The sequence below is a fragment of the Rothia sp. HSID18067 genome (assembly GCF_003989445.1).
GTDB lineage: Bacteria > Actinomycetota > Actinomycetes > Actinomycetales > Micrococcaceae > Rothia > Rothia aeria.
In genome coordinates this window covers 116,104-134,716 of the sequence record NZ_RBMF01000001.1, presented here as the reverse complement: position 1 = coordinate 134,716, position 18,613 = coordinate 116,104, and the positions used below count along the sequence as shown (strand labels likewise).

At 56.4% G+C, this 18,613-nt stretch carries 23 protein-coding genes; 12 read left to right on the top strand and 11 right to left on the bottom strand.

Annotated elements, in window-relative coordinates; translation table 11 throughout:
- The first annotated feature begins 191 nt into the window (after positions 1 to 191).
- Positions 192 to 1,862, top strand: coding sequence for a glucose-6-phosphate isomerase (pgi, locus tag D8M23_RS00710; protein ID WP_126853095.1), 1,671 nt, complete (start codon positions 192 to 194; stop codon positions 1,860 to 1,862).
- A 109-nt stretch (positions 1,863 to 1,971) separates the two neighbouring features.
- On the opposite strand, the gene D8M23_RS00705 is transcribed toward pgi, so the two are convergent.
- Positions 1,972 to 2,646: a pyroglutamyl-peptidase I family protein gene (locus tag D8M23_RS00705; protein WP_126853093.1), complete on the bottom strand. Its 675-nt coding sequence runs from the start codon at positions 2,644 to 2,646 to the stop codon at positions 1,972 to 1,974.
- A gap of 36 nt (positions 2,647 to 2,682) precedes the next feature.
- Here D8M23_RS00705 and D8M23_RS00700 point away from each other — a divergent pair, with 36 nt between their 5' ends.
- Entirely contained in the window at positions 2,683 to 3,102 is a 420-nt protein-coding gene (locus tag D8M23_RS00700) for a hypothetical protein (protein ID WP_126853091.1), read from the top strand.
- Positions 3,103 to 3,179: 77 nt separating this feature from the next.
- Here the strand turns inward: D8M23_RS00700 and D8M23_RS00695 are convergent, their stop codons facing one another.
- The gene (locus D8M23_RS00695) at positions 3,180 to 3,743 is read right to left on the bottom strand and encodes an LOG family protein (RefSeq protein WP_023134111.1); all 564 of its coding nucleotides are present in this window, start codon (positions 3,741 to 3,743) and stop codon (positions 3,180 to 3,182) included.
- A 172-nt stretch (positions 3,744 to 3,915) separates the two neighbouring features.
- Positions 3,916 to 4,395, bottom strand: a complete 480-nt coding sequence (locus D8M23_RS00690; protein WP_126853089.1) for an NUDIX hydrolase — start codon at positions 4,393 to 4,395, stop codon at positions 3,916 to 3,918.
- 233 nt (positions 4,396 to 4,628) lie between these two features.
- Between D8M23_RS00690 and D8M23_RS00685 the strand changes: the two genes are divergently transcribed.
- Positions 4,629 to 5,369 carry a DUF6318 family protein gene (locus tag D8M23_RS00685; RefSeq protein ID WP_126853087.1) on the top strand — a complete coding sequence of 247 codons (741 nt, stop codon included), beginning with the start codon at positions 4,629 to 4,631 and terminating at the stop codon, positions 5,367 to 5,369.
- A 162-nt stretch (positions 5,370 to 5,531) separates the two neighbouring features.
- Here D8M23_RS00685 and D8M23_RS00680 read toward each other — a convergent pair whose 3' ends face one another.
- The 3 genes from D8M23_RS00680 to D8M23_RS00670 form a co-directional block, all read right to left on the bottom strand.
- Positions 5,532 to 5,924 (bottom strand): DUF488 domain-containing protein, encoded by a 393-nt coding sequence (locus tag D8M23_RS00680; protein WP_126853085.1) that lies wholly within the window; start codon positions 5,922 to 5,924, stop codon positions 5,532 to 5,534.
- Between the two features lie 227 nt (positions 5,925 to 6,151).
- The gene (locus D8M23_RS00675; RefSeq protein WP_126853083.1) at positions 6,152 to 6,598 is read right to left on the bottom strand and encodes a hypothetical protein; all 447 of its coding nucleotides are present in this window, start codon (positions 6,596 to 6,598) and stop codon (positions 6,152 to 6,154) included.
- Between the two features lie 301 nt (positions 6,599 to 6,899).
- Positions 6,900 to 8,393: an amino acid permease gene (locus D8M23_RS00670; protein ID WP_126853081.1), complete on the bottom strand. Its 1,494-nt coding sequence runs from the start codon at positions 8,391 to 8,393 to the stop codon at positions 6,900 to 6,902.
- 263 nt (positions 8,394 to 8,656) lie between these two features.
- Here D8M23_RS00670 and D8M23_RS00665 point away from each other — a divergent pair, with 263 nt between their 5' ends.
- From D8M23_RS00665 to D8M23_RS00655, 3 genes are read left to right on the top strand one after another with little or no spacing between them, the layout of a single operon-like run.
- Positions 8,657 to 9,532: an AzlC family ABC transporter permease gene (locus tag D8M23_RS00665; protein WP_126853079.1), complete on the top strand. Its 876-nt coding sequence runs from the start codon at positions 8,657 to 8,659 to the stop codon at positions 9,530 to 9,532.
- Complete coding sequence (locus D8M23_RS00660; protein ID WP_006887452.1) at positions 9,525 to 9,863, top strand: branched-chain amino acid transporter permease; 339 nt, start codon at positions 9,525 to 9,527, stop codon at positions 9,861 to 9,863. The genes D8M23_RS00665 and D8M23_RS00660 overlap by 8 nt, the downstream gene beginning before the upstream one ends.
- Before the next feature lie 9 nt (positions 9,864 to 9,872).
- Positions 9,873 to 10,826, top strand: a complete 954-nt coding sequence (locus tag D8M23_RS00655; protein ID WP_126853077.1) for an AzlC family ABC transporter permease — start codon at positions 9,873 to 9,875, stop codon at positions 10,824 to 10,826.
- A gap of 76 nt (positions 10,827 to 10,902) precedes the next feature.
- Here the strand turns inward: D8M23_RS00655 and tpx are convergent, their stop codons facing one another.
- Entirely contained in the window at positions 10,903 to 11,403 is a 501-nt protein-coding gene (gene tpx, locus D8M23_RS00650) for a thiol peroxidase (protein WP_126853075.1), read from the bottom strand.
- Between the two features lie 399 nt (positions 11,404 to 11,802).
- Here tpx and D8M23_RS00645 point away from each other — a divergent pair, with 399 nt between their 5' ends.
- A complete protein-coding gene (locus tag D8M23_RS00645; protein WP_126853073.1) occupies positions 11,803 to 12,543 on the top strand; it encodes a hypothetical protein in 741 nt (246 codons plus the stop codon).
- Positions 12,544 to 12,635: 92 nt separating this feature from the next.
- Positions 12,636 to 13,328 carry an LppP/LprE family lipoprotein gene (locus tag D8M23_RS00640; RefSeq protein WP_094757636.1) on the top strand — a complete coding sequence of 231 codons (693 nt, stop codon included), beginning with the start codon at positions 12,636 to 12,638 and terminating at the stop codon, positions 13,326 to 13,328.
- 94 nt (positions 13,329 to 13,422) lie between these two features.
- Here D8M23_RS00640 and D8M23_RS12245 read toward each other — a convergent pair whose 3' ends face one another.
- On the bottom strand, positions 13,423 to 13,548 hold the full coding sequence (locus tag D8M23_RS12245; protein ID WP_255406301.1) for a hypothetical protein: 126 nt from the start codon (positions 13,546 to 13,548) through the stop codon (positions 13,423 to 13,425).
- A gap of 104 nt (positions 13,549 to 13,652) precedes the next feature.
- Between D8M23_RS12245 and D8M23_RS00635 the strand changes: the two genes are divergently transcribed.
- The 4 genes from D8M23_RS00635 to D8M23_RS00620 all read left to right on the top strand — a co-directional run bounded on the left by D8M23_RS00635 (position 13,653) and on the right by D8M23_RS00620 (position 16,285).
- Entirely contained in the window at positions 13,653 to 14,060 is a 408-nt protein-coding gene (locus D8M23_RS00635; protein WP_126853071.1) for a DoxX family protein, read from the top strand.
- A gap of 81 nt (positions 14,061 to 14,141) precedes the next feature.
- Positions 14,142 to 14,822: a class I SAM-dependent methyltransferase gene (locus D8M23_RS00630; RefSeq protein WP_126500330.1), complete on the top strand. Its 681-nt coding sequence runs from the start codon at positions 14,142 to 14,144 to the stop codon at positions 14,820 to 14,822.
- A gap of 268 nt (positions 14,823 to 15,090) precedes the next feature.
- Positions 15,091 to 15,840, top strand: coding sequence for a class I SAM-dependent methyltransferase (locus tag D8M23_RS00625; RefSeq protein WP_126853069.1), 750 nt, complete (start codon positions 15,091 to 15,093; stop codon positions 15,838 to 15,840).
- Positions 15,841 to 15,850: 10 nt separating this feature from the next.
- Entirely contained in the window at positions 15,851 to 16,285 is a 435-nt protein-coding gene (locus D8M23_RS00620) for a hypothetical protein (protein ID WP_126853067.1), read from the top strand.
- Between the two features lie 144 nt (positions 16,286 to 16,429).
- Here D8M23_RS00620 and D8M23_RS00615 read toward each other — a convergent pair whose 3' ends face one another.
- From D8M23_RS00615 to D8M23_RS00605, 3 genes are all read right to left on the bottom strand, one after another.
- Positions 16,430 to 17,656, bottom strand: coding sequence for a histidine kinase (locus D8M23_RS00615; protein WP_126853065.1), 1,227 nt, complete (start codon positions 17,654 to 17,656; stop codon positions 16,430 to 16,432).
- A gap of 260 nt (positions 17,657 to 17,916) precedes the next feature.
- Positions 17,917 to 18,111: a hypothetical protein gene (locus tag D8M23_RS00610; RefSeq protein WP_126853063.1), complete on the bottom strand. Its 195-nt coding sequence runs from the start codon at positions 18,109 to 18,111 to the stop codon at positions 17,917 to 17,919.
- Positions 18,074 to 18,418: a hypothetical protein gene (locus tag D8M23_RS00605; RefSeq protein ID WP_126853062.1), complete on the bottom strand. Its 345-nt coding sequence runs from the start codon at positions 18,416 to 18,418 to the stop codon at positions 18,074 to 18,076. Before D8M23_RS00605 ends, D8M23_RS00610 begins: the two co-directional genes overlap by 38 nt.
- Positions 18,419 to 18,613 lie beyond the last annotated feature (195 nt).

The window sequence follows — 18,613 nt, the reverse complement described above, 5'->3', positions numbered from 1 at the left end:
CCCGCACCGGGGCACCCCACCAAACTGAGCCGCCTACCTGTTCCAAGACGCGCACCCTGTCTGCGATGGGCAGGAAACACGTACGGTCTTTGCAGACCGCAAGAAAACAATAATGCTGCCGACCCTCAGCTTCCCGCACAGAACCGGTATCTAGGGTGACATTACCGAGCCGAAGAGGGAAAATAGAAACCATGACTATTACGAACCCGACGACCACCAGCGCGTGGTCAGCACTAACTCAGCACAAAGCATCGCTCACTCCGAATTTGCGAGCCTGGTTCGAGCAGGATCCTTCTCGCGCTCAGAAATTTAGTTTTGATGCCGCAGACCTGCATGTAGACCTCTCGAAGAACCTCATCACCGAAGAGACCGTGCAGCTTTTGCTCAAACTCGCCGAAGAGGTGAACCTCGCCGAACGCCGCGATGCTATGTTCGCGGGCGAACATATTAACGTGACCGAGGACCGCGCGGTTCTGCACACCGCGCTGCGCCGCCCCAAAGGCTACTCCCCCGCCCTCATTGTTGATGGGCAGGATGTCGATAGCGATATTCACGCCGTTCTGAACAAGATTTACGCTTTTGCCGATCGTGTGCGTTCGGGCGAGTGGACCGGCGTGAGCGGCAAGCGCATCGAGACCGTGGTGAATATTGGTATTGGCGGTTCTGACCTTGGTCCCGTGATGGTGTACGAGGCGCTTAAGCCTTACGCCGATGCCGGGATTTCCGCACGGTTCATCTCAAATATCGACCCGACCGATGTTGCCGAAAAAGTTTCTGATCTTGACCCCGAAACTACCCTGTTCATCGTTGCTTCGAAGACCTTCGGCACCTTAGAGACCCTGACCAACGCTCGTGTGGCACGCGACTGGCTGCTCACCGCGCTTGGCGAGGCGAACGCCCTGCAGGGAAAAACCGCAGAAGAAGCCGTGGCTCAGCACTTTATCGCCGTTTCAACCGCACTCGATAAGGTTGCTGCCTTCGGCATTGACCCCGAAAATGCCTTCGGCTTCTGGGACTGGGTAGGCGGTCGCTACTCCGTAGACTCGGCGATCGGTACCTCGCTGGCCATCGTCTTCGGCCCGAAGGTTTTCGAAGAATTCCTCGCGGGCTTCCACGCCATGGACGAGCACTTCCGCACTGCGCCCTTTGAAAAGAACGTCCCCGTGCTCATGGGTCTGCTTAACGTGTGGAACGTGAACTTCTTGGGTGCCGAAACCCACGCGGTTCTGCCCTACGACCAGTACCTGCACCGTTTCCCTGCCTATCTGCAGCAACTTACCATGGAGTCTAACGGCAAATCCGTTCGCGCCGACGGTTCCTTCGTGGACTACTCCACGGGCGAGGTTTTCTGGGGCGAGCCCGGCACCAACGGTCAGCACGCTTTCTACCAGCTGATCCACCAGGGCACCTGCCTTATCCCTGCGGACTTCCTGGCCTTCGCCAACCCGGCTCACCCCACCAAGGATGGCGAGCAGGATGTGCACGAGCTCTTCCTCGCAAACTTCTTTGCACAGACTCAGGCGCTCGCTTTCGGCAAGACCGAGGATGAGGTACGCGCCGAAGGGACCGCCGAGCATGTGGTAAACGCCCGTATCTTCAGCGGCAACCGTCCTTCGACCTCTATTATGGCCTCCCGCCTGACCCCGCGTGTGCTGGGCGAGCTGATTGCCCTCTATGAGCACATCACCTTTGTGCAGGGTATCGTGTGGGGTATCGATTCCTTCGACCAGTGGGGCGTCGAACTCGGCAAGAAGCTGGCGCTTGATTTGGTGCCTGCTATCGAAGGAGACCGCGAGGTTCTGGCACGCCAGGATTCTTCGACCGCATCCCTGATCGACTACTACCTTAAGCACCGCAAGTAGCAGTGCCCTAGTCTAATATGCGCGGTGCCCCCGATGAATCTCTCATCGGGGGCACCACGTTTTAACCGCCGCTTTCACTCGTCTTCCCGGTTCAACGGCATGAATGAGCCTACATCACCTTGAGGGTATCGCGCACCAGCTCCACCACGATGCGCGCAACCACCGCCTCAGGCAGAGTCGGCACCGATTCGCTCTCTACTCCCCCAGCATCGGTATGTGCAGTAAGCGTTGTCTGTGCGTCAGAGGGCTCATGATCGACTTGCGTGGCGGGAATATGCACAAACCCCGCAGGAATCCGCCGCCCCTGGCGTTCCAGAATACGGTGTACCTCATAAAATACGTGGTTGCACACATAGGTTCCGGCGGTGTACGAAATCTCAACCGGTAGCCCCACACCACGCAAACGCTCATAGCTTGCCCGCACCGGCAGGGTCGAAAAATACGCCTCGCGTCCCTCCGGGGCGATCGCCTCATCCACACGCACCACACCGTCATTATCTTCAATATCGGCGGAGTCCAGGTTGATGGCGACCTTCTCAAAGCTCACCTTATCCCGCCCGACTGCCACGCCCAAGCTGAGCACCGCATCCGGGCGAATATCGGTCAGCATCTCTCCTAAAGCCTCTGAAGACCCCGCATAGCTCACCGGAACCTCACGGGTTACAACCCGTACCGCAGATTCGTCGGCAAGTACATCAGCCACCTGCCGCACTGTTACCCCGCTCGGGTTCACGCTCACGCCGGGAAACGGGCCGAAATAGGTGATGAGAAGGGTCTTTGTCATCGTTGTCCTTTACACGTCGTCGGGTACCCTAGAGGTATGGCACGCACACACCGTCACAAAGAAGAACCCGTTTTTCTTCTCCAGGATACCCCCGATGCCCTGCGCGAAATCGGCGTTGATGATGAGCAGGAGGCACTAGCCGCTGTTCGTGAACCCGCGCAGGCGTTAGAAGGTGCCTCGTTCCTTCAGGCGGTGGGGCGGTTTTACCGCTTCTACACCCTCGGTCGCGGGCACGCCAGCCGCTCCGAAGTGCTGTGGGCATTGCTCTATTTGACACTCACCACTGGCGCGGTACTGGGGTTGACGGTCTATCTGGGTATGCTCTCAGAAGACCCTCAGATGGAGTCCCTGATTCGGGTTCTCTATATGCTCATGGTGACGCTCACGCCCGTATGGATTATTGCGCATATTCTGCCGTTTTCTTCGCTTCTGAGCAGGGCGCGCGGTAAACACTAGCTCACCGCAAATACCCATGCAAAAACGCCCGCAGCCCTCAGGCTACGGGCGTGCACACTATAAGGGTTTAATGCCGCCTATTTACCCAGCACTTTCATGAGCTCTTCAGGGGTTTCAACCACAATAAGCCGCTGCAGGTATTCGGGTTTTAGCAGCTCAGTGGTTGACATATACTCCATGGCCTCAATAAGTTTCGTCCAGTACCCGTTCACGTTCATCAGCGCCACAGGCTTGTCGTGAATCTTCAAAAACTGCCAGCTGAACACCTCAAAGAATTCTTCCAAGGTTCCGGGGCCGCCGGGCATCGCAACGAAGGCGTCGGCCTTATTAATCATGGCGATTTTACGCTGATGCATGGTATCGACAATGTCGAGGGTCGTCTGCCCGGGGTACACGCCCTCCCACTCCACGAGCTGGTGGGTGACCACGCCGTAGACTTTGCCGCCTGCATCCAGGGCTGCACCCGCGACGGTTCCCATCAGACCTGTACTGCCGCCGCCGTAGACCACACCGATACCTCGTTCGGCGCAGGCACGACCCATCTGCTGCGCGCGTTCCACGAATAGCGGATCGTTGCCGAAACCGGCACCACAGTAAACAGCAATATTGTATTTTTCAGGCTGACTAGTTTGTTCCGTCATTGTTCTTCTTTCTGCGCGCTCCAGTGCGCCGTCCACTCGCAGGGTATGGTGCAAACACCTATTGCACGCTACAGCCATTGGGGAGGCACACGCAAGTGGGACAGGTGGGGTGTGCGCATATTCACGGCGTGTTACCAGGTGAGGTTCACTGCTGCTGAACCGCCCCACCTGTTTAGCGCGGGTGGGCAGAAAGGACCGGAAAGATGCATTCAATATTGAGCGGGGCTTGGGTGGCATCCCGGTTCTGTGCGGGGTCTACCCAGCGCAGTTCGGCGATCTCGGCTTGCGGGGTGAGAGCGGCGAGCACTTCATATTCGCTGGGGTGCGGCAGGTACTCGTAGGTTTCGGCGCGTACCGTGTACCCATTTTCATTGAGTGCGGGTGCCTGGAATGTCCCCAGGTGCACCATGCGGGCGGGGTCAGGAGCAAGCCCGAGTTCTTCGGTGACTTCACGTACCGCAGCACCAAGCGGGGTTTCGCCGGGGTCGGGTTTGCCGCCGGGCATCATGTACCCGCTTGCGCCTGTTTTACGCACGGTCAGTACCAGCCCCCGTTCGTTACGGATTGCAACCGCTGAGACGTACACGATTTTCCGTTCGGTGTCTATGGCCGCATGAGTGTGGGCGGCTTGAGGGCGTAGGTTTTCAGGCATGGTTCTACCCTACCGCATCCAGGTTTGTAGGCTCCGGTTTTCTCTCTACCAGGTACGGCCCTACTGTGCCTTAACCATCCGCAAAATATACAGCATATATCGGGGTTTTTAGCATCCTAGCAGTATAAAAGTAAGAAAAAACAGAAGAAACACCTTCTTTAGACAGCAAATGAGGTGTTTGCCGATACAATAGAAAATGCTGACCTTCACCGATTCGAGAGGAAAACGCCAGCATGACTTCCGCTATGACCCGCCGTACCGCACTCACCACGCTGGGCGCAGGCTCTATCGCCGCGTTAACGGCATGTTCCGCCTCCCTCACAACTGCCAATACCGCGGGCACTCATGACTCTAATGGCGCATCTTCAGCAAATAATAATTCAAAAGCCAAAGCCTCCGAACGCAGTGACTATTCGGGCGCGGTGGAATTCAATAGTTATGACACTTCTGCGGGCGAGTATAAGCCAGCCACGCGAACCTCTCCCCCGCAGAATGTACCCAAGCCCATCAAACCCGAAAATATGGATGAACACAGCGTAGCCGGGTTATACTCCGCGATAGGTTTCTTCACTACAGCGTTAACCTACGCTTTTGTTACCGGCGATCTTGGCCCGCTTGATCATCTCCCCTTCAATGAGGCAGACACTAACACCTTTAAACAGGAAATCCAAGAAGCCAGACGAAAGCTGGACGGCGCATGGTATGAAGAGTTTAAGATAGCACTCGCTCTTACCGCCGCTCAGCCAACTCAGGACGGGGACAACTACAATTGGCCTGCTAAGTACATCTTTTCTCTGGGTAGTTTCATAGTGCGCCGGGGAGTTCCGGTAGACCTTCCCAGCAATAAGCAATCGTCCACAGAGGAAGCTTTGATTACCGCACAGTATAAAGACGGACGGTGGGTTTTCCCAAATACCAAAGATAGCGGCGGTGGAGGCAGCTTCGGGTCTTCTGGCGGCAGCTTCAAAGTCTGAGCCTTTAGCTTTTCCAGATCTGAGGGAGCCACCCACGTACCTTTGAGCCGCCCAAGGCAGCCCAACGACACTGCCGCCGGTGGGTAGGCGGTGTGCACCTGCTTGGGCGCGTCGGGCCGTGGCCCCAAAAACCTCTATAGGTGAGGTTCTCTGGACGGGCGGCTAAGGGACAAGCCTCGTCAAATCTGGCAGGTGCTCCGCCATGTAGCTGCATAAAATCATGGCGTGGTTACAGTGCTCGTCTTTAGCTGCGTACAGTAGGGTAATGCGCGTATCACCGGTTTCTTTAGCGTTGGCAACAACGCTGCGCATGAGGCTCTGCGCATCAGGGTTTACATCAAGTTCTGCACGGTAGCGGTGCTTGAATGCCTCAAAATGTTCCGGATTATGCCCGAACTCAATACGCGCTTGGGTGGAAGGGGCCAGCTCCTTCGCCCATTCGTTCAGGTGGGCGCGGTCCTTAGTAACTCCGCGCGGCCACAGCCTGTCTACAAGCACACGGTAACCATCATCGGGTGATACTTCTTCATATATACGTTTAATCGTAATATCCATATTTCCAGCTTATGCAGGATACGCTTCACTGTGTACCCCCGCCACTTTTACCGACCGCCTTGGCGCGTGAATACAGGAGAGCGGTGCGTGCCTTATTACTGAAAGTAACGGCACGCACCGCCTGGTAGTCAGCCTTGAACGGGCCTGTGCCGCCACAGCTGAACGGCGCAGGTGCACTGAGTATGTCTGAGCGAACCCCAGCAGGGGCTGCCACTTTCAAAAGGACGTTAGGGCTGCTCCGTGGGGTGCACCTCAGCGTGCTCACTGGGTGTATCGGCAGCGGCAGCCTCGGGGTTATAGCTCGGGAGCGGGTCACGCGTGGGGGCATCACTCGGCACGGCCCACGTATATGATGCGGACGGCGTAGCGCTCGGCGACTCAGCAGCCCCAGGATCATAGCTTGGAAGCGGGTCACGCGTAGGAGCATCACTCGGCACGGCCCACGTATATGATGCGGACGGCGTAGCGCTCGGCGACTCAGCGGCCTCGGGGTTATAGCTCGGGAGCGGGTCACGCGTAGGAGCATCACTCGGTACAGCCCACGTGTAGTTGGGTAAGGGTTGTTCGTCCGGAGTGGAGGCGGCCAATGCCCCCGTCGCAAAGACTGCCCCCGTTAGGCTCAAAACGGCAACGGCGCCAGCTCCGATAACAAAGGGGGAGGTGTTCTTCTTCATGATGGTACTTTCCTGGGGTGTATGTAGTTGTATGCGGTGAACGCACACCAGCCCGATAGCTGGTTATGCGCCTCTTCACAATACCATGAAGATATACTTTAGATTTAGATTTTGTGGCTAAGATCGTTACTTTTCTACCGAAATCGGCACACAGCACTCCCGCTGAAGGGTGAGCGCCCCAATTGTGCTTCCGCAGCGTCATAAAACACATATCTGCCGGGGTGAAATTTTCGCCGATGAGCACACCATATGATGTGTACACAGCGAAAACCTCACCCCGGCAGGTTTTCTCGTGACGCAGTTATTGCTGCGCTTTAATGGTGGCAGAATCTATACCGCCCACGTCCACTTTCTCCAGCGGGATCAGGCGGTCGCGGGTTACTAGCGCGTGAATGACCCACACCGCTATGAACACCGGCAGACCAATATATGAGCTCATCACGCCCGCCCAGTTCCCTTCAAGAATCGCCTCATAGTTCTGCCCACCGATCACCAGCAGGCACATGATGAACGCGATAATCGGACCCACCGGGAAGAAGGGGGCCACGTAGGGAAGGTCGTTAAGGCTATGCCCCTGCCGCACGTAGGCGCGGCGGAACCTGTAGTGCGCCACCGCAATACCAACCCACGTGATGAACCCGGCAAGACCCGAGACGTTAACGAGCCACAGGTACGCCGCTTCCTGCGAAATAATGGAGGCAATGAACCCGATGGCTCCCACGGCGGAAGTTGCCATGAGGGCGGGCATGGGCACACCCCCCTTATTCACCTTGGTGAAAACCTTGGGAGCTTTGCCTTCCTGCGCAAGAGAGAACAGCATACGGGCCGAAACGTACAGCCCCGAGTTACCGGCGGAAAGCACGGCGGTAAGGATCACTGCGTTCATCGCTGCGGCAGCGAAGGCAATACCGGCTCGTTCGAAAATGAGGGTGAAGGGAGAAATGTTAATATCCCCTTCGGCTGCGGTGAGCAGGTTCGGGTCGGTGTAAGGGATGAGGAACCCGATAATCACCATGGCGCCAATGTAAAACAGCATGATGCGCCAGAACACGCTGGTGAGCGCGCGCGGCACATCGCGGCGGGGGTTCTTGGACTCCCCGGCGGCAACACCAATCATCTCGGTGCCTTGGAACGAGAACCCGGCGACCATAAAGATGGAGAAAATAGCGATGGGCCCGCCCACAAAAGGAGCGTCACCAGTGGTCCAGTTTGAGACACCCGGCGATGTCCCTCCAAGGATCCCGAAGATCATGGCGATACCCGCGATCAAGAACACGATAACGGTGACCACTTTAATAGTGGCAAGCCAAAATTCGCCTTCACCATAGGCTTTGGCGGACAGAGCATTCAGCCCCGTCAAGAGAACCAAGAAGGTACCTGCCCACACCCATGAGGGGGTCTCCGGCAGCCAATACTTCATCACTTCACCGACCGCCACGAGCTCGGTCGCGACGGTAATCGCCCAGTTAAACCAGTAATTCCACCCCATGGTGAACCCAAAGGATGATGAAACGTAACGGGTTGCATAGGTTTGAAACGAACCCGGGACGGGCAGATGCGCTGCCATCTCACCCAGAGACTGCATGAGGAACAGCACCATAATGCCGATCAGTCCGTAGGCGACGATAGCACCGCCCGGCCCTGTGGTAGAGATCGTTTTGCCGGAGGCCACAAACAAGCCGGTGCCGATGGCTCCGCCGATGGCGATCATCTGCAGGTGACGCGCCGAAAGACCGCGTTTTAGCTCCGTTTCTTCGGGGCTGTTCGCCGCTTTTTCTTCGGATGTGGGGGACATATTTTTCTTCCTTGTTGGTCCCGCGCATGGCAAACACCCCGATCGGTGGCGGGGTGCGGCGACGCGGCGAAAAATCATCTTTAGAAAAACTAATGCGACATAAGTTTTTCTTATTTAGTCCCCTATTCTACTCCCCTGCTGGCGCCCGCCGCCACCGGAATTTTTCGCAAACCCCCCGCAGGCAGCAAAGCTCCAACTCACACTGGGCATACTCTTGCGCTAGGATATTCGAAGACTTATTTTCACTCTTGTTGAGAGGCACCATGAAAGATGCCGCGAAGGAAACAAGCGACGCAGAACATTACGCCGCGATCGGTCATAACCCCACCGAGAGCGGCTTCAAACAGGCTTTACGGGCATCCAGCGTGGTGCTTGCAAGTTTCGTGGTGTTGGGGTTAGGTTTGGGCGTTATTATTAGTGCTCACCATTTACCGTGGTGGCTAGCGCCCGCAATATCCCTCATCGTTTACGCCGGTTCCGTCGAGTTCCTGGTGGTAGAAATGATCGCAACCGGGGCCAGTGTAGGTGCTATCGGCTTCACAACTCTGCTCGTGAACTCCCGCCACCTGGTGTACGGTATTTCCTTCCCGCTGCAGAATGTGAAGGGTTTCTGGGCGAAGCTCTACGCTATATACACGCTCTGCGACGAATCCTACGCGCTCAACACCGGCCCCGACCGGAATATGCTCTCTCACGCACGTATTCTATGGGTGAGTACATTCCTGCACATCAGCTGGGTGGCAGGAACAACCGCCGGGTTCTTTATTGGCGCATCGTTTCTGAGCCACCTTGAGGGTATGGATTTCGCCATGACGGCGCTGTTTACGATCCTCGCGATTGATGCTTACCGCGCTCAACGGGATAATGTCACAGCTCTTCTCACGCTGTTCTCTGGCGCGGTGGGTATTATCCTGGCACCCGGTTCCATGCTTCTGGTGTCGATGGGAACCTACACTGCCCTGCTGATAGTACGGTTCTTCATCGCAAAATCACGGGGAACACTACCAGAACACCAGATACCCGCCCCAGAGAATAACACAGCAGTGACGGCTACAGAAGGCGGCACATCAGATCAGGTGAAAGTCTCAAGCACCACGCTCACTCATCACGACAACTCGCAGGAGAACCCCCATGATTAACGGCCACATCGATAGCGGCTATATTATCAGCGCTGTTCTGGTGGCGGCGGCTGTAACTTTTGTTCTGCGGGTGCTTCCCTTTGGTCTCAAAAAAGCCCTCGCGGGTTCTGAGGTTCTGGATGCGCTCAGCCATTGGATTCCCCTCGGGGCCGTAGCGCTTCTGGCGATCTACGCGGTGAGCCGTATTGACTTTTCATCCACGCACACCGCGGTTCCTTACCTTGCCGGGTTTGTGGTAACGGCACTCGTGCACCTGTGGAAGAAGAATATGGTGTACAGTATGGTTGCCGGTACCGCCACCTGCGTTATTCTCATTAACTGGGTTTTCTAGGGGTATAGCATGTCTGAAAAATCTTCATACCCTAACCTTCCCGTTGATGACGCGCCGCAGCAAACCAGCAACGAACAGGTTCTCGATATTATCGCCTCCGCTGGTCTGGTGACCAACAGCATTCCGGTGGTGCAGGAACGCGAACAGGCTTTACGCGCAGGCGATGATGCCCTTAGTCTTGAGCTCCGCCGCACTGGCGAGAGCGGATTTCGTGAGGCAATGCGTGCTGCATCCCTTGTGATGCTGGGCCTGTTTTTCGTGGGAATTGGGCTCGGTGTTGTGATATACAGTCTGGGGTTTCCCTGGTGGCTTGCTCCCCTGCTTCCAGGAGTTTTATTCGCCGGGTCTGTAGAGTTCGTATTGCTGACGATGATGACGGCGGGTGCCTCGCTGGTATCTGTTGCGGTCATGACGCTGCTCATTAATTCACGGCACCTCATGTATGGGCTGTCCTACCCTATCGAATGTGTGCACGGCTCTCTCGCCAAGTTTTACACTGTCTACACACTCATTGACGAGGCTTTTGCGCTCAATAGCGGGCCAGAACGGCATACCCTGAGAGGGTCACGCATTCTGTGGATTCATGCAGGAATGCATGTGAGCGTTATCCTCAGTTCCACACTCGGGTTCTTCTTGGGGTCGAGTTTTCTGGCGCATCTTGAGGGATTCGATTTCGTAATGACCGCGCTCTTTACGGTGCTGGCCCTTGATGCCTATCGCGCTAACCCCGATAGGCTCACGGTGCTTTTCTCGGTGATCGCGGCGGTGCTGGCGTTGATTATTGCCCCGGGGTCTATGCTCCTGGTGGCGATGGCAGTGTATATGGCGCTTCTGATGGGGCGTTATGTGGCGGCGAAGAAACGCGGTTCTCTGCCTCAGCATATGCTGGTCGCCGACGATCCGACCCGCAGCCGCGCGGAACGCGATCGTGTAGAAGAGACTCCGCACGAACCAGCGCAATAGTTTGGCGGCATAACAAAGCAGGCACCACGGCACGGAAAAACCGAGCATGGTGCCTGCCTGATAGGCTCAGCTGCGTTTACTTAACAGCTGCGAGCGCAGCCTCGTAATTAGGTTCGTTGGTGATTTCGGGAACGAGCTCGGTGTACACTACCTCACCGGCGGGGTTCACGACTACCACGGCACGTGCCAGCAGGGCCTCAAGCGGCCCGTCGGTCATGGTTACGCCGAAGTCCCGCCCGAAGGATGAGCGGAATGCGGAGGTGGTAACAACGTTCTCAATCCCCTCAGCAGCGCAGAAGCGGCCAATGGCGAACGGAAGGTCGTTCGAGACGCACAGCACCACAGTATTGTCTAGTGCGGCAGCATCCTTATTGAAGGTGCGTACGGAGGTTGCGCACACGCCGGTATCGACGGAGGGGAAGATATTCAGAATAATATTCTTGCCCGCAAAATCGGTGCCGGTGATCGTGTTCAGCTCGGCCCCAAGCACCTCGAACGCGGGAGCTTTGGTGCCCACTGCGGGCAGCTCGCCGATGGTGTTGACGGGGGTTTCTTCATGAAAAGTAATTTTAGCCATGCATCAATTGTCACCCTATGCCGGGGCCAGCGCAAGAACGCAGGTGGGACCCCGTGACGGATGTGCCCGTCCGATGCGGTTAAGACCCGGGCTTTCTTGCTGTGCCGCGACTGCACCTGCTGCACGTGGCGTCATTCACAGTCGTCCTTAGATCGGTGCCGCTGCGCTGAAGGCACCCGAGGTTCCTGTCACCGTCCGGTTCTCTCACGTGAGTGTTCAGGTATCCTATGTGTATCCCGCAGGCGGCGAACCAAACGTGCAAGCGCACGCTCACGCGGCTACGGTGCGCACGTTTGGCAGGGGTACGAAGGTGCCCCCCGTACCGGCCCCAGCCCCTGTGCCCGGGCTAGCCGAAAATTTAATAGTCTTGACCCCACGCCGAGAACAGAGAAACACCTCATGAAGCCAACCGCATATCAGACTTTTATCCTCTGTGCCCTAGCCGCAGCAGCCCTCGCAGGGTGCAGTAGCGGAGCGTCCGTGAACCCGCGGGCGGGTACCAGCGCATCGGCTTCCGCAACAGCAACAGCGCCCGATACGGATAACGCCTCCCCCAGCAGCAGTACCAAGCCAAAACCCGCGAGTATTACACCCAGCACCTTGCCTCCTCCTACTGTGGTGACCATCCCGGCCGCCGATGGTGGCGGCAGCTCCTCTAACGGTAACCGTGTGGTGCAGAACGTTCCCGCTCAGGCGCATGCGAAGGCCGGTACAACAGGTGTTCCTACGGGGGTGCAAAGCTGGGCTACCGATAAGCACGGTGCGGTTTCATTCCTCACCCCTACCGGCAATATTGGGTGCGATGTGATCTCCGGTGATTCGATGGTGGTGTGCATGCTCAAGGAATCCCAGTGGCCGGAGAAGGTAGACAGCCCCGGTATCGACCCGAAGACCGGTAAACCTGTGCAGCGCCGCGCGTTCCAGCTGCAGCTTAAAGCCGATGGGTCGTCACAGGTCACGGCCCCCGGCGGTGTGAATGGGGCCATGGGCAACCGCTCCTCCACGAAAACCCTGCAATACGGGCAGATGCTGCACGTGGGTACGTTTGTTTGCGCCTCTGAACAAAACGGGGTGACCTGCTGGAATCACACTACCGGGCACGGGGTGTTCCTTAACCGCACCGAGCACATTACCTTTTAGCTTTGGGTGCGCCCCGTCCGCTGGCCCCGGCGGTGGCTGGGGCGCGCCGCACAAGAGCACACCGATTTATTACCCCTGATTGGAGTTAAACCTTGCGACCAACCGTCACAAAAATCGCTATCCCCGCCGCCGTGGCGGCGCTTACTCTCACAGCCTGCGGCAACCCGTTTGGTGCCTCCACCGAGTCGAAAAGCACTAAAAGCAGCGGCTCTTCCTCCAGCAGCTCGGCTCAGGTGTCGCATTCCTCGTCGTCATCAGCAGCGTCAGCGGCCACCAGCAGCAGCGCGTCACCTTCGTCTTCCCCGTCGGTGGTGACGGTCACCGCAACTCCTGAGCCGACCCCCAGCACGGTGACTGTGTATGCGAGCCCGGATAAGAGCAGTTCTTCGCCGTCATCTTCGTCCTCAAGCAGCGGTAAGGCAAAAGCCGGGGCGCCCACCAGCGGACAGGAGGCGCTGGAGCAGAACAAGTCGAAGCTGCGCGGCAGCTACACGTGGGCTGCGTCCCTGTCTGATACCTCAAACTATGATGCGAATGTTGAGCTGTCGTGGATTGTGGTGGGTGCCCAGGGCGGTACCGACGGCCCGTACCATATTATGCTGTTCCACTACGGCGAGTACTTGGGGACCGGCACGTACGACCCCCTGTATGGGAAGCCTAATGTTTCGCGCACCGCCGCTAACCAGATTTCGGCCACGCACAGCGCCGATAAGGCTTCGTTCACCTGGGACAGTTCTCAGGGGAAGATCGTCATGAGCGGCCACCTGCCCACCGTTAACGGGTAGCCCAAAGCGGGGCGCACACAGTAAAAGGCCGGGCCCGCGTCCTTCCCCAACGGTGGGGTGGATGCGGGCCCGGCTTGGCATGTTCACAGCGCAATTAGTTGGCGCCGATGAAGCCCTTCTTCTTAAGGATCACGAATGCAACTGCGCCAATGAGTGCAATAACGATAAGCTTCTTCATGGTTTTCCTTTCGTCGGCACCGGGTAGCGGCCTAATCCGCAACGGTTACGGTGCCCCCTTGCACATTTTAGCGTAGAACGGCGAGTTTTACGGCGTATTTGTGCGCCCATATAGCTGTGAATAGGCTGGATATGGGAGAATGCCGTATGAGTATTTTCAAGAAAACTTCTGATGATTCCACACCCGTCTCCCGAGCACCGGTGGTGACATCCTGTTTTCTGGGGGTCATGGGTGTTCTGCATTTTGTAAAACCTGAGCATTTTGATCGGATTGTGCCGCGCGCCCTGCCGGGCTCGGCACGGTTCTACACCTATGCTTCGGGGGTTGCTGAGCTTGGTGTTGCGGGCCTGCTGGCCCTCCCAACAACCCGCCGGGCGGGTGCCCTCGCGGCCATTGCCCTGTATACGGCGGTGTTCCCGGCGAATGTGCAAATGGCGTGGGATTGGCGGCATGAGTCAGCATTTAAACGTGTTGTGGCTTTCGGCCGTCTACCGTTGCAGATTCCACTGATTCATAGCGCCTGGCGCATCTATAAAACCTCCTCTCGGCGCTAAAACTCTACCCTGGCGGTGGCACAAGCTGCTGCTGGGTTGTGATAAAAAATCTTCATGCCTGGATCATTATAAAGGAGCACTATGTCTAGTACCCGCCAGAACCCGGCCGAGCAGGCGAAGGCCCTTGCTTCCCAGCTTAAGTGCCCCATGGGTGACACCGGTCAAGAGCTAGCACACTCTTTAAACCTGGGGAATCTTCACATGATTGTGAGCGCCCTGAACGCATTAGGCATTGAGGAAGATGACCGCATCCTGGAGGCGGGCCCGGGCAATGGTGGGCTCCTCAATTATGTTCTCTCCCTCGCAGAGAACCTGCACTATGATGGGGTGGAAATTTCGCCGCTCATGTATGAGCAGGCCCGCGCCGCCAATAACGTGTTTATCGCAGAAGGGCTGGCTGAGTACGCGCTGTATGACGGCGTGAATCTGCCGTATGAAGACGGTATTTTCACGAAGGTGTTGAGCGTGAATACGGTGTATTTCTGGGAGGAACCGGCTTGGCTGCTCGCAGAAATGTGCCGGGTGCTTACCGCCGGCGGGCGGGTGTGTTTAAGCTTCTGTGAAAAAGATTTTATGAAGACCCTGCCATTCACCAAGTACGGCTTCGCCCTGTACGATGCCGCCGATATAGTTGCGCTCACACAAGAACTGCCGCTACATACGGTAGCTGTACAGCATCTGCACGATATGGCGGTGGCGGGCGGCTCTGCCCGGCTGGTACGACGCGACTACGTAAACCTCGTGCTTGAAAAAGAACACTAAAAACACCCGGACAGTACCTACATATTTTTGACACCATCACTGGCGGTTTCTATCGAGAAGAGTTTTTGCCTTCAGAAGCTTTTTATTCTTCATGAATGCAAAAACTCTTCTGAATAGAGTGCGTTTAAAAGGCCGTTTCTCGTATTCAAACATAAAAAATATTGACGCGTATATTCCAAAACAGGTATAAGTGTTTTATAAGGAGTAATATTTCTCTCTCACGACGCTCAGAAATGTGCTCACCATACTAACCTAAGGCGGAGAAGCCATGGCAAACACTAACCTCACGAACAAGCTCAAGCCCGAATTCCGCACTAACCCGCCCGCTGAAGAGAACGGCATCCTGATGTGCCTGGATGATGCGCAGGTTCAGGGCGATAACGCCAAATACATGAAATTCTACAACCGCATGGCCACCGTCTACGACCTAGGCGAACGGTGGCTGGGGCGGCTGTCCTACGGCGATAAGATCGCGCAGATGCGCCGTCAGTTCATGAAAGAACTAGAGTGGTTTCCCGGCTGCTCGGCACTGTACGTCTCAATCGGCACCGGCACCGACTTGCGCTACCTGCCCGACGATATTGAGGTGAGCGCGATTGACTGGACGGGTGCCGATATTTCGCTCGGGATGCTCAAGAAATGCCAGAAAATCTGGGGCGGGCGCGCGAACCTGAACCTGGTGAACTGCGCCGCCGAGGACCTGCCCTTTGCCGATCAGAGTTTTGATGTGGTGCTGCACGTGGGCGGCATTAACTTCTTTAGTGATAAAAAACGCGCGATCGAAGAAATGATTCGGGTGGCCAAGCCCGGCACGAAAATTATGATCGCAGACGAAACTTCCGACTACATTGATTCGCAGTACAAGAAGAGCATCTTCACTCGCAAAGAGTACAAGGATGCCACCTTCGATCTCTCAGAGATTGAGGCACTGATTCCCAGCACCGTTGAGGATGCACGCACCGAGCTCATCTGGGACGACCAGTTCTACTACATTACGTTCCGCACCCCACGCCGTTAGGAGAAACGTCATGGTAGTACCATTTGCCATTGCTGGGGTGCTCATGGCGTTGGCGGTGGGCGTGCACGTTTTTGTGGGAACTCGTGAGACACTGGCGTTGCGTCCCACCGAGAACCGTCCCACCGCTGACGCTGCGGTCAGCACCCCTAGCACTCGTGGGGAGCTAACCCGGCATTGGGCGCAGGCCATGTGCGTGTTCCAGCTGGTGAGTATTGATCTGCTGCTGGTCACCATCGCTGCACTGCTTTTAGCGTTCACCGATGTGCTGCCCGCTAAACGAGATATTGGGCTGTTTATCGCAGCGTATTTAGGCGCATGGGGCGTGGTGTGGCTGGTGCAGCTGGCGGCGGTGAAGGTTGAGCGCCGCACCTACTATATGTTGGGGCATTGGATGCTGTTCTTCCTCTGCGCTGCCTTGATGGCGTGGGGCGCGTTTTCGTTCTAACAACATACACGCGGCGCCCCGAAAAGAAATCTTTAGGCCAAAATAGCCTATTCTCTTCGGGGCGCCGCGTGCACTATAACACTTACGTGCTGGGTATTAATGCACCTTTAATATAAGGGCGTTTTACCCTTGGCTGGTGCCACATTATTCTTTGGTGGGCACCAGGGTCTTGAGGGTAATGTCGCTTGAGACTCGGCCGTCCGCGTCTTCAAGGTATGCGCGCACCACATACTTCTTACCCGCCTGCAGCTTATTACCGGGAATAGTCAGTTCACTCTCAAAGTCACCGTTCGGCTTCGGGGTAACCGTCGTATTCACGATCTCATCATCCCTGATGATGTCATTCTCAATGTCGTATTCGGCGAAAATCAGCCGAACCTTGGACCCGTTCTGAGCCGCTACTGCAGGGTCAAACCCGCCGCCAGCAACCTTCAGGTGGTTCTCGGCGGCGCTGCGGCTAAGGGGTGCACCGTCCACAATGCCAACAGCCTCAGATTCCGTATCTCCGCGAAAGTCCTCAACTTCAGCGCGCGACCAGTCATTGGCGCCAGTTTCAACAACCACCTGGTAACGCTTACCGCTTTCGATCTTCGAGCCGGGCACCTGCACCTTAGTGGTGAAGTTACCGCCATTCAGGTCTGCTGAGGCGTCCTTCGTCACCAACGTCTCAGTGACCTTACCGTTCTCATCCAGGGCTTCAACCCGGATAATGAGGCGGGTGGCACCTTCCTGGCGGGTTCCGCGCACCGTAAGGGTGTTGGTGTTCAGGTGGCGGTAAAAAGTGTTATTCCACGCGAAGTCTGGGGTCACCGTTACCGAAGGGTGAACGTTCTTCTCATCAACCTGCTGCACGGGAAGGTCCTGCCGGGCCTCCACAGTGTGATAGCCATGACCGGAGTAAATAACAGCAAACACGGCGTAACGCTTCTGGGGGTCGAAGTTGCCTTTCACTTTCGCGGTGCCGCTGAAATGCCCATCTTCAGTCACGGTAAGCTTCGCATCATCTTGAGCTAAGTTCTTGCCCGTGCGGTCGCCGTCAGCATCAAGCTCATAGACTTCTGCCTGCAGGCTCTCGAAGGATTGGTTCGGATCAATCCCTTCACCGGTGATTGTTAGGGTATTCTCCCCGGTGATGGGGTTCAGCGGGCCGCCCTCAACAGAGGTAATTTTTGTCTGCTGAACATTATCAGAGTTGTCATTGGCGTTGTCGTTATTGTTATTGTTGCCCGGAAGAGAGCTTGAACCGCCCTGGACAGTATTTGAGGCCGCCGGAGGTGCAGCGTTCACGGGCGAAAGGGTAGCCGCCGTGCCGCCAATCAGTGCGAGAGTGCAGGCTCCTGCGAGCACGGAACGGGTGGGGAAAGAACGCATGGTCTACTCCATTCGTCGGTTAGTGATTACATTTCTAAGATAGCCGTACTTTTAGGTAAAGGTCTAGGTTTTTTACAATTATTTCCATAATGTTTAAGGCAGTCGGGCAGCTGCATAACTATTAGGGGCGACTGCGTCACCTCCGCGCACTATAGGGCGCAGTTTCCGGGTGTTGATTAAACCGTGCCGCCGCCACGGCCACCCGAAAACTGCGTCCTCAAAACCTACCCGACTGGGTCCAATACGCGTGTAAAGAGGCGCTAGGGGTTCACCGTAATATACTCCGTGACTTCGGACTGCTCCTGGCCGTCAATACTCGCCTCAATCACATACTTTTTCCCGGCCTGAAGCTTATCCGCAGGAACCGTAAACTCAGTCTCGAAGCTGCCATTGGGCGGGTTGACGGTAACCTGCTTTTCAGCCAGTGCATCCCCGGCAGGTTTCTGAGTTCTCACCTACCGGTTGGCCCTGCGCGTCGATTTCCCACATTTCGGCGTAATACCCGTCGGTGAGGGTCTTATCCAGCCCGGTGCCTTGCACCTTAATCGTGTTTTTCTCTGCGAGGGGGTCGAGTGTGCCCTCGGTTTTCTGGATACTTGGTTTTTGCTCCGGTTCGGAAGGGGTGGATTGCTGGCTGGATGGGGTGCTGCCAGCCTGTTGAGGTTCAGCGAATGCCTGCGACAGTGGCACGGCGGTGGCCCCCACTAGGGCAAGGGCACTGGCTCCGGCAAGGGCACCTCGGGTACGAAAGTAACGCATCATTGCTCCAATCTTCGGTGACTTTCGGATGCCTTTTAAACCTAGCACCAACTTTTAAGTTCAAATACAGTTTTTCATGAACCTTTGAGGAAGGTTTAAGGTTGTCTCTAATGCTGCCCCAGCACCGCGCAGCAGCGATTAGCACGCTCCCACGGGTGAAATACGTCTATACACATCCCCTTCTCGGGCGGCTACTAT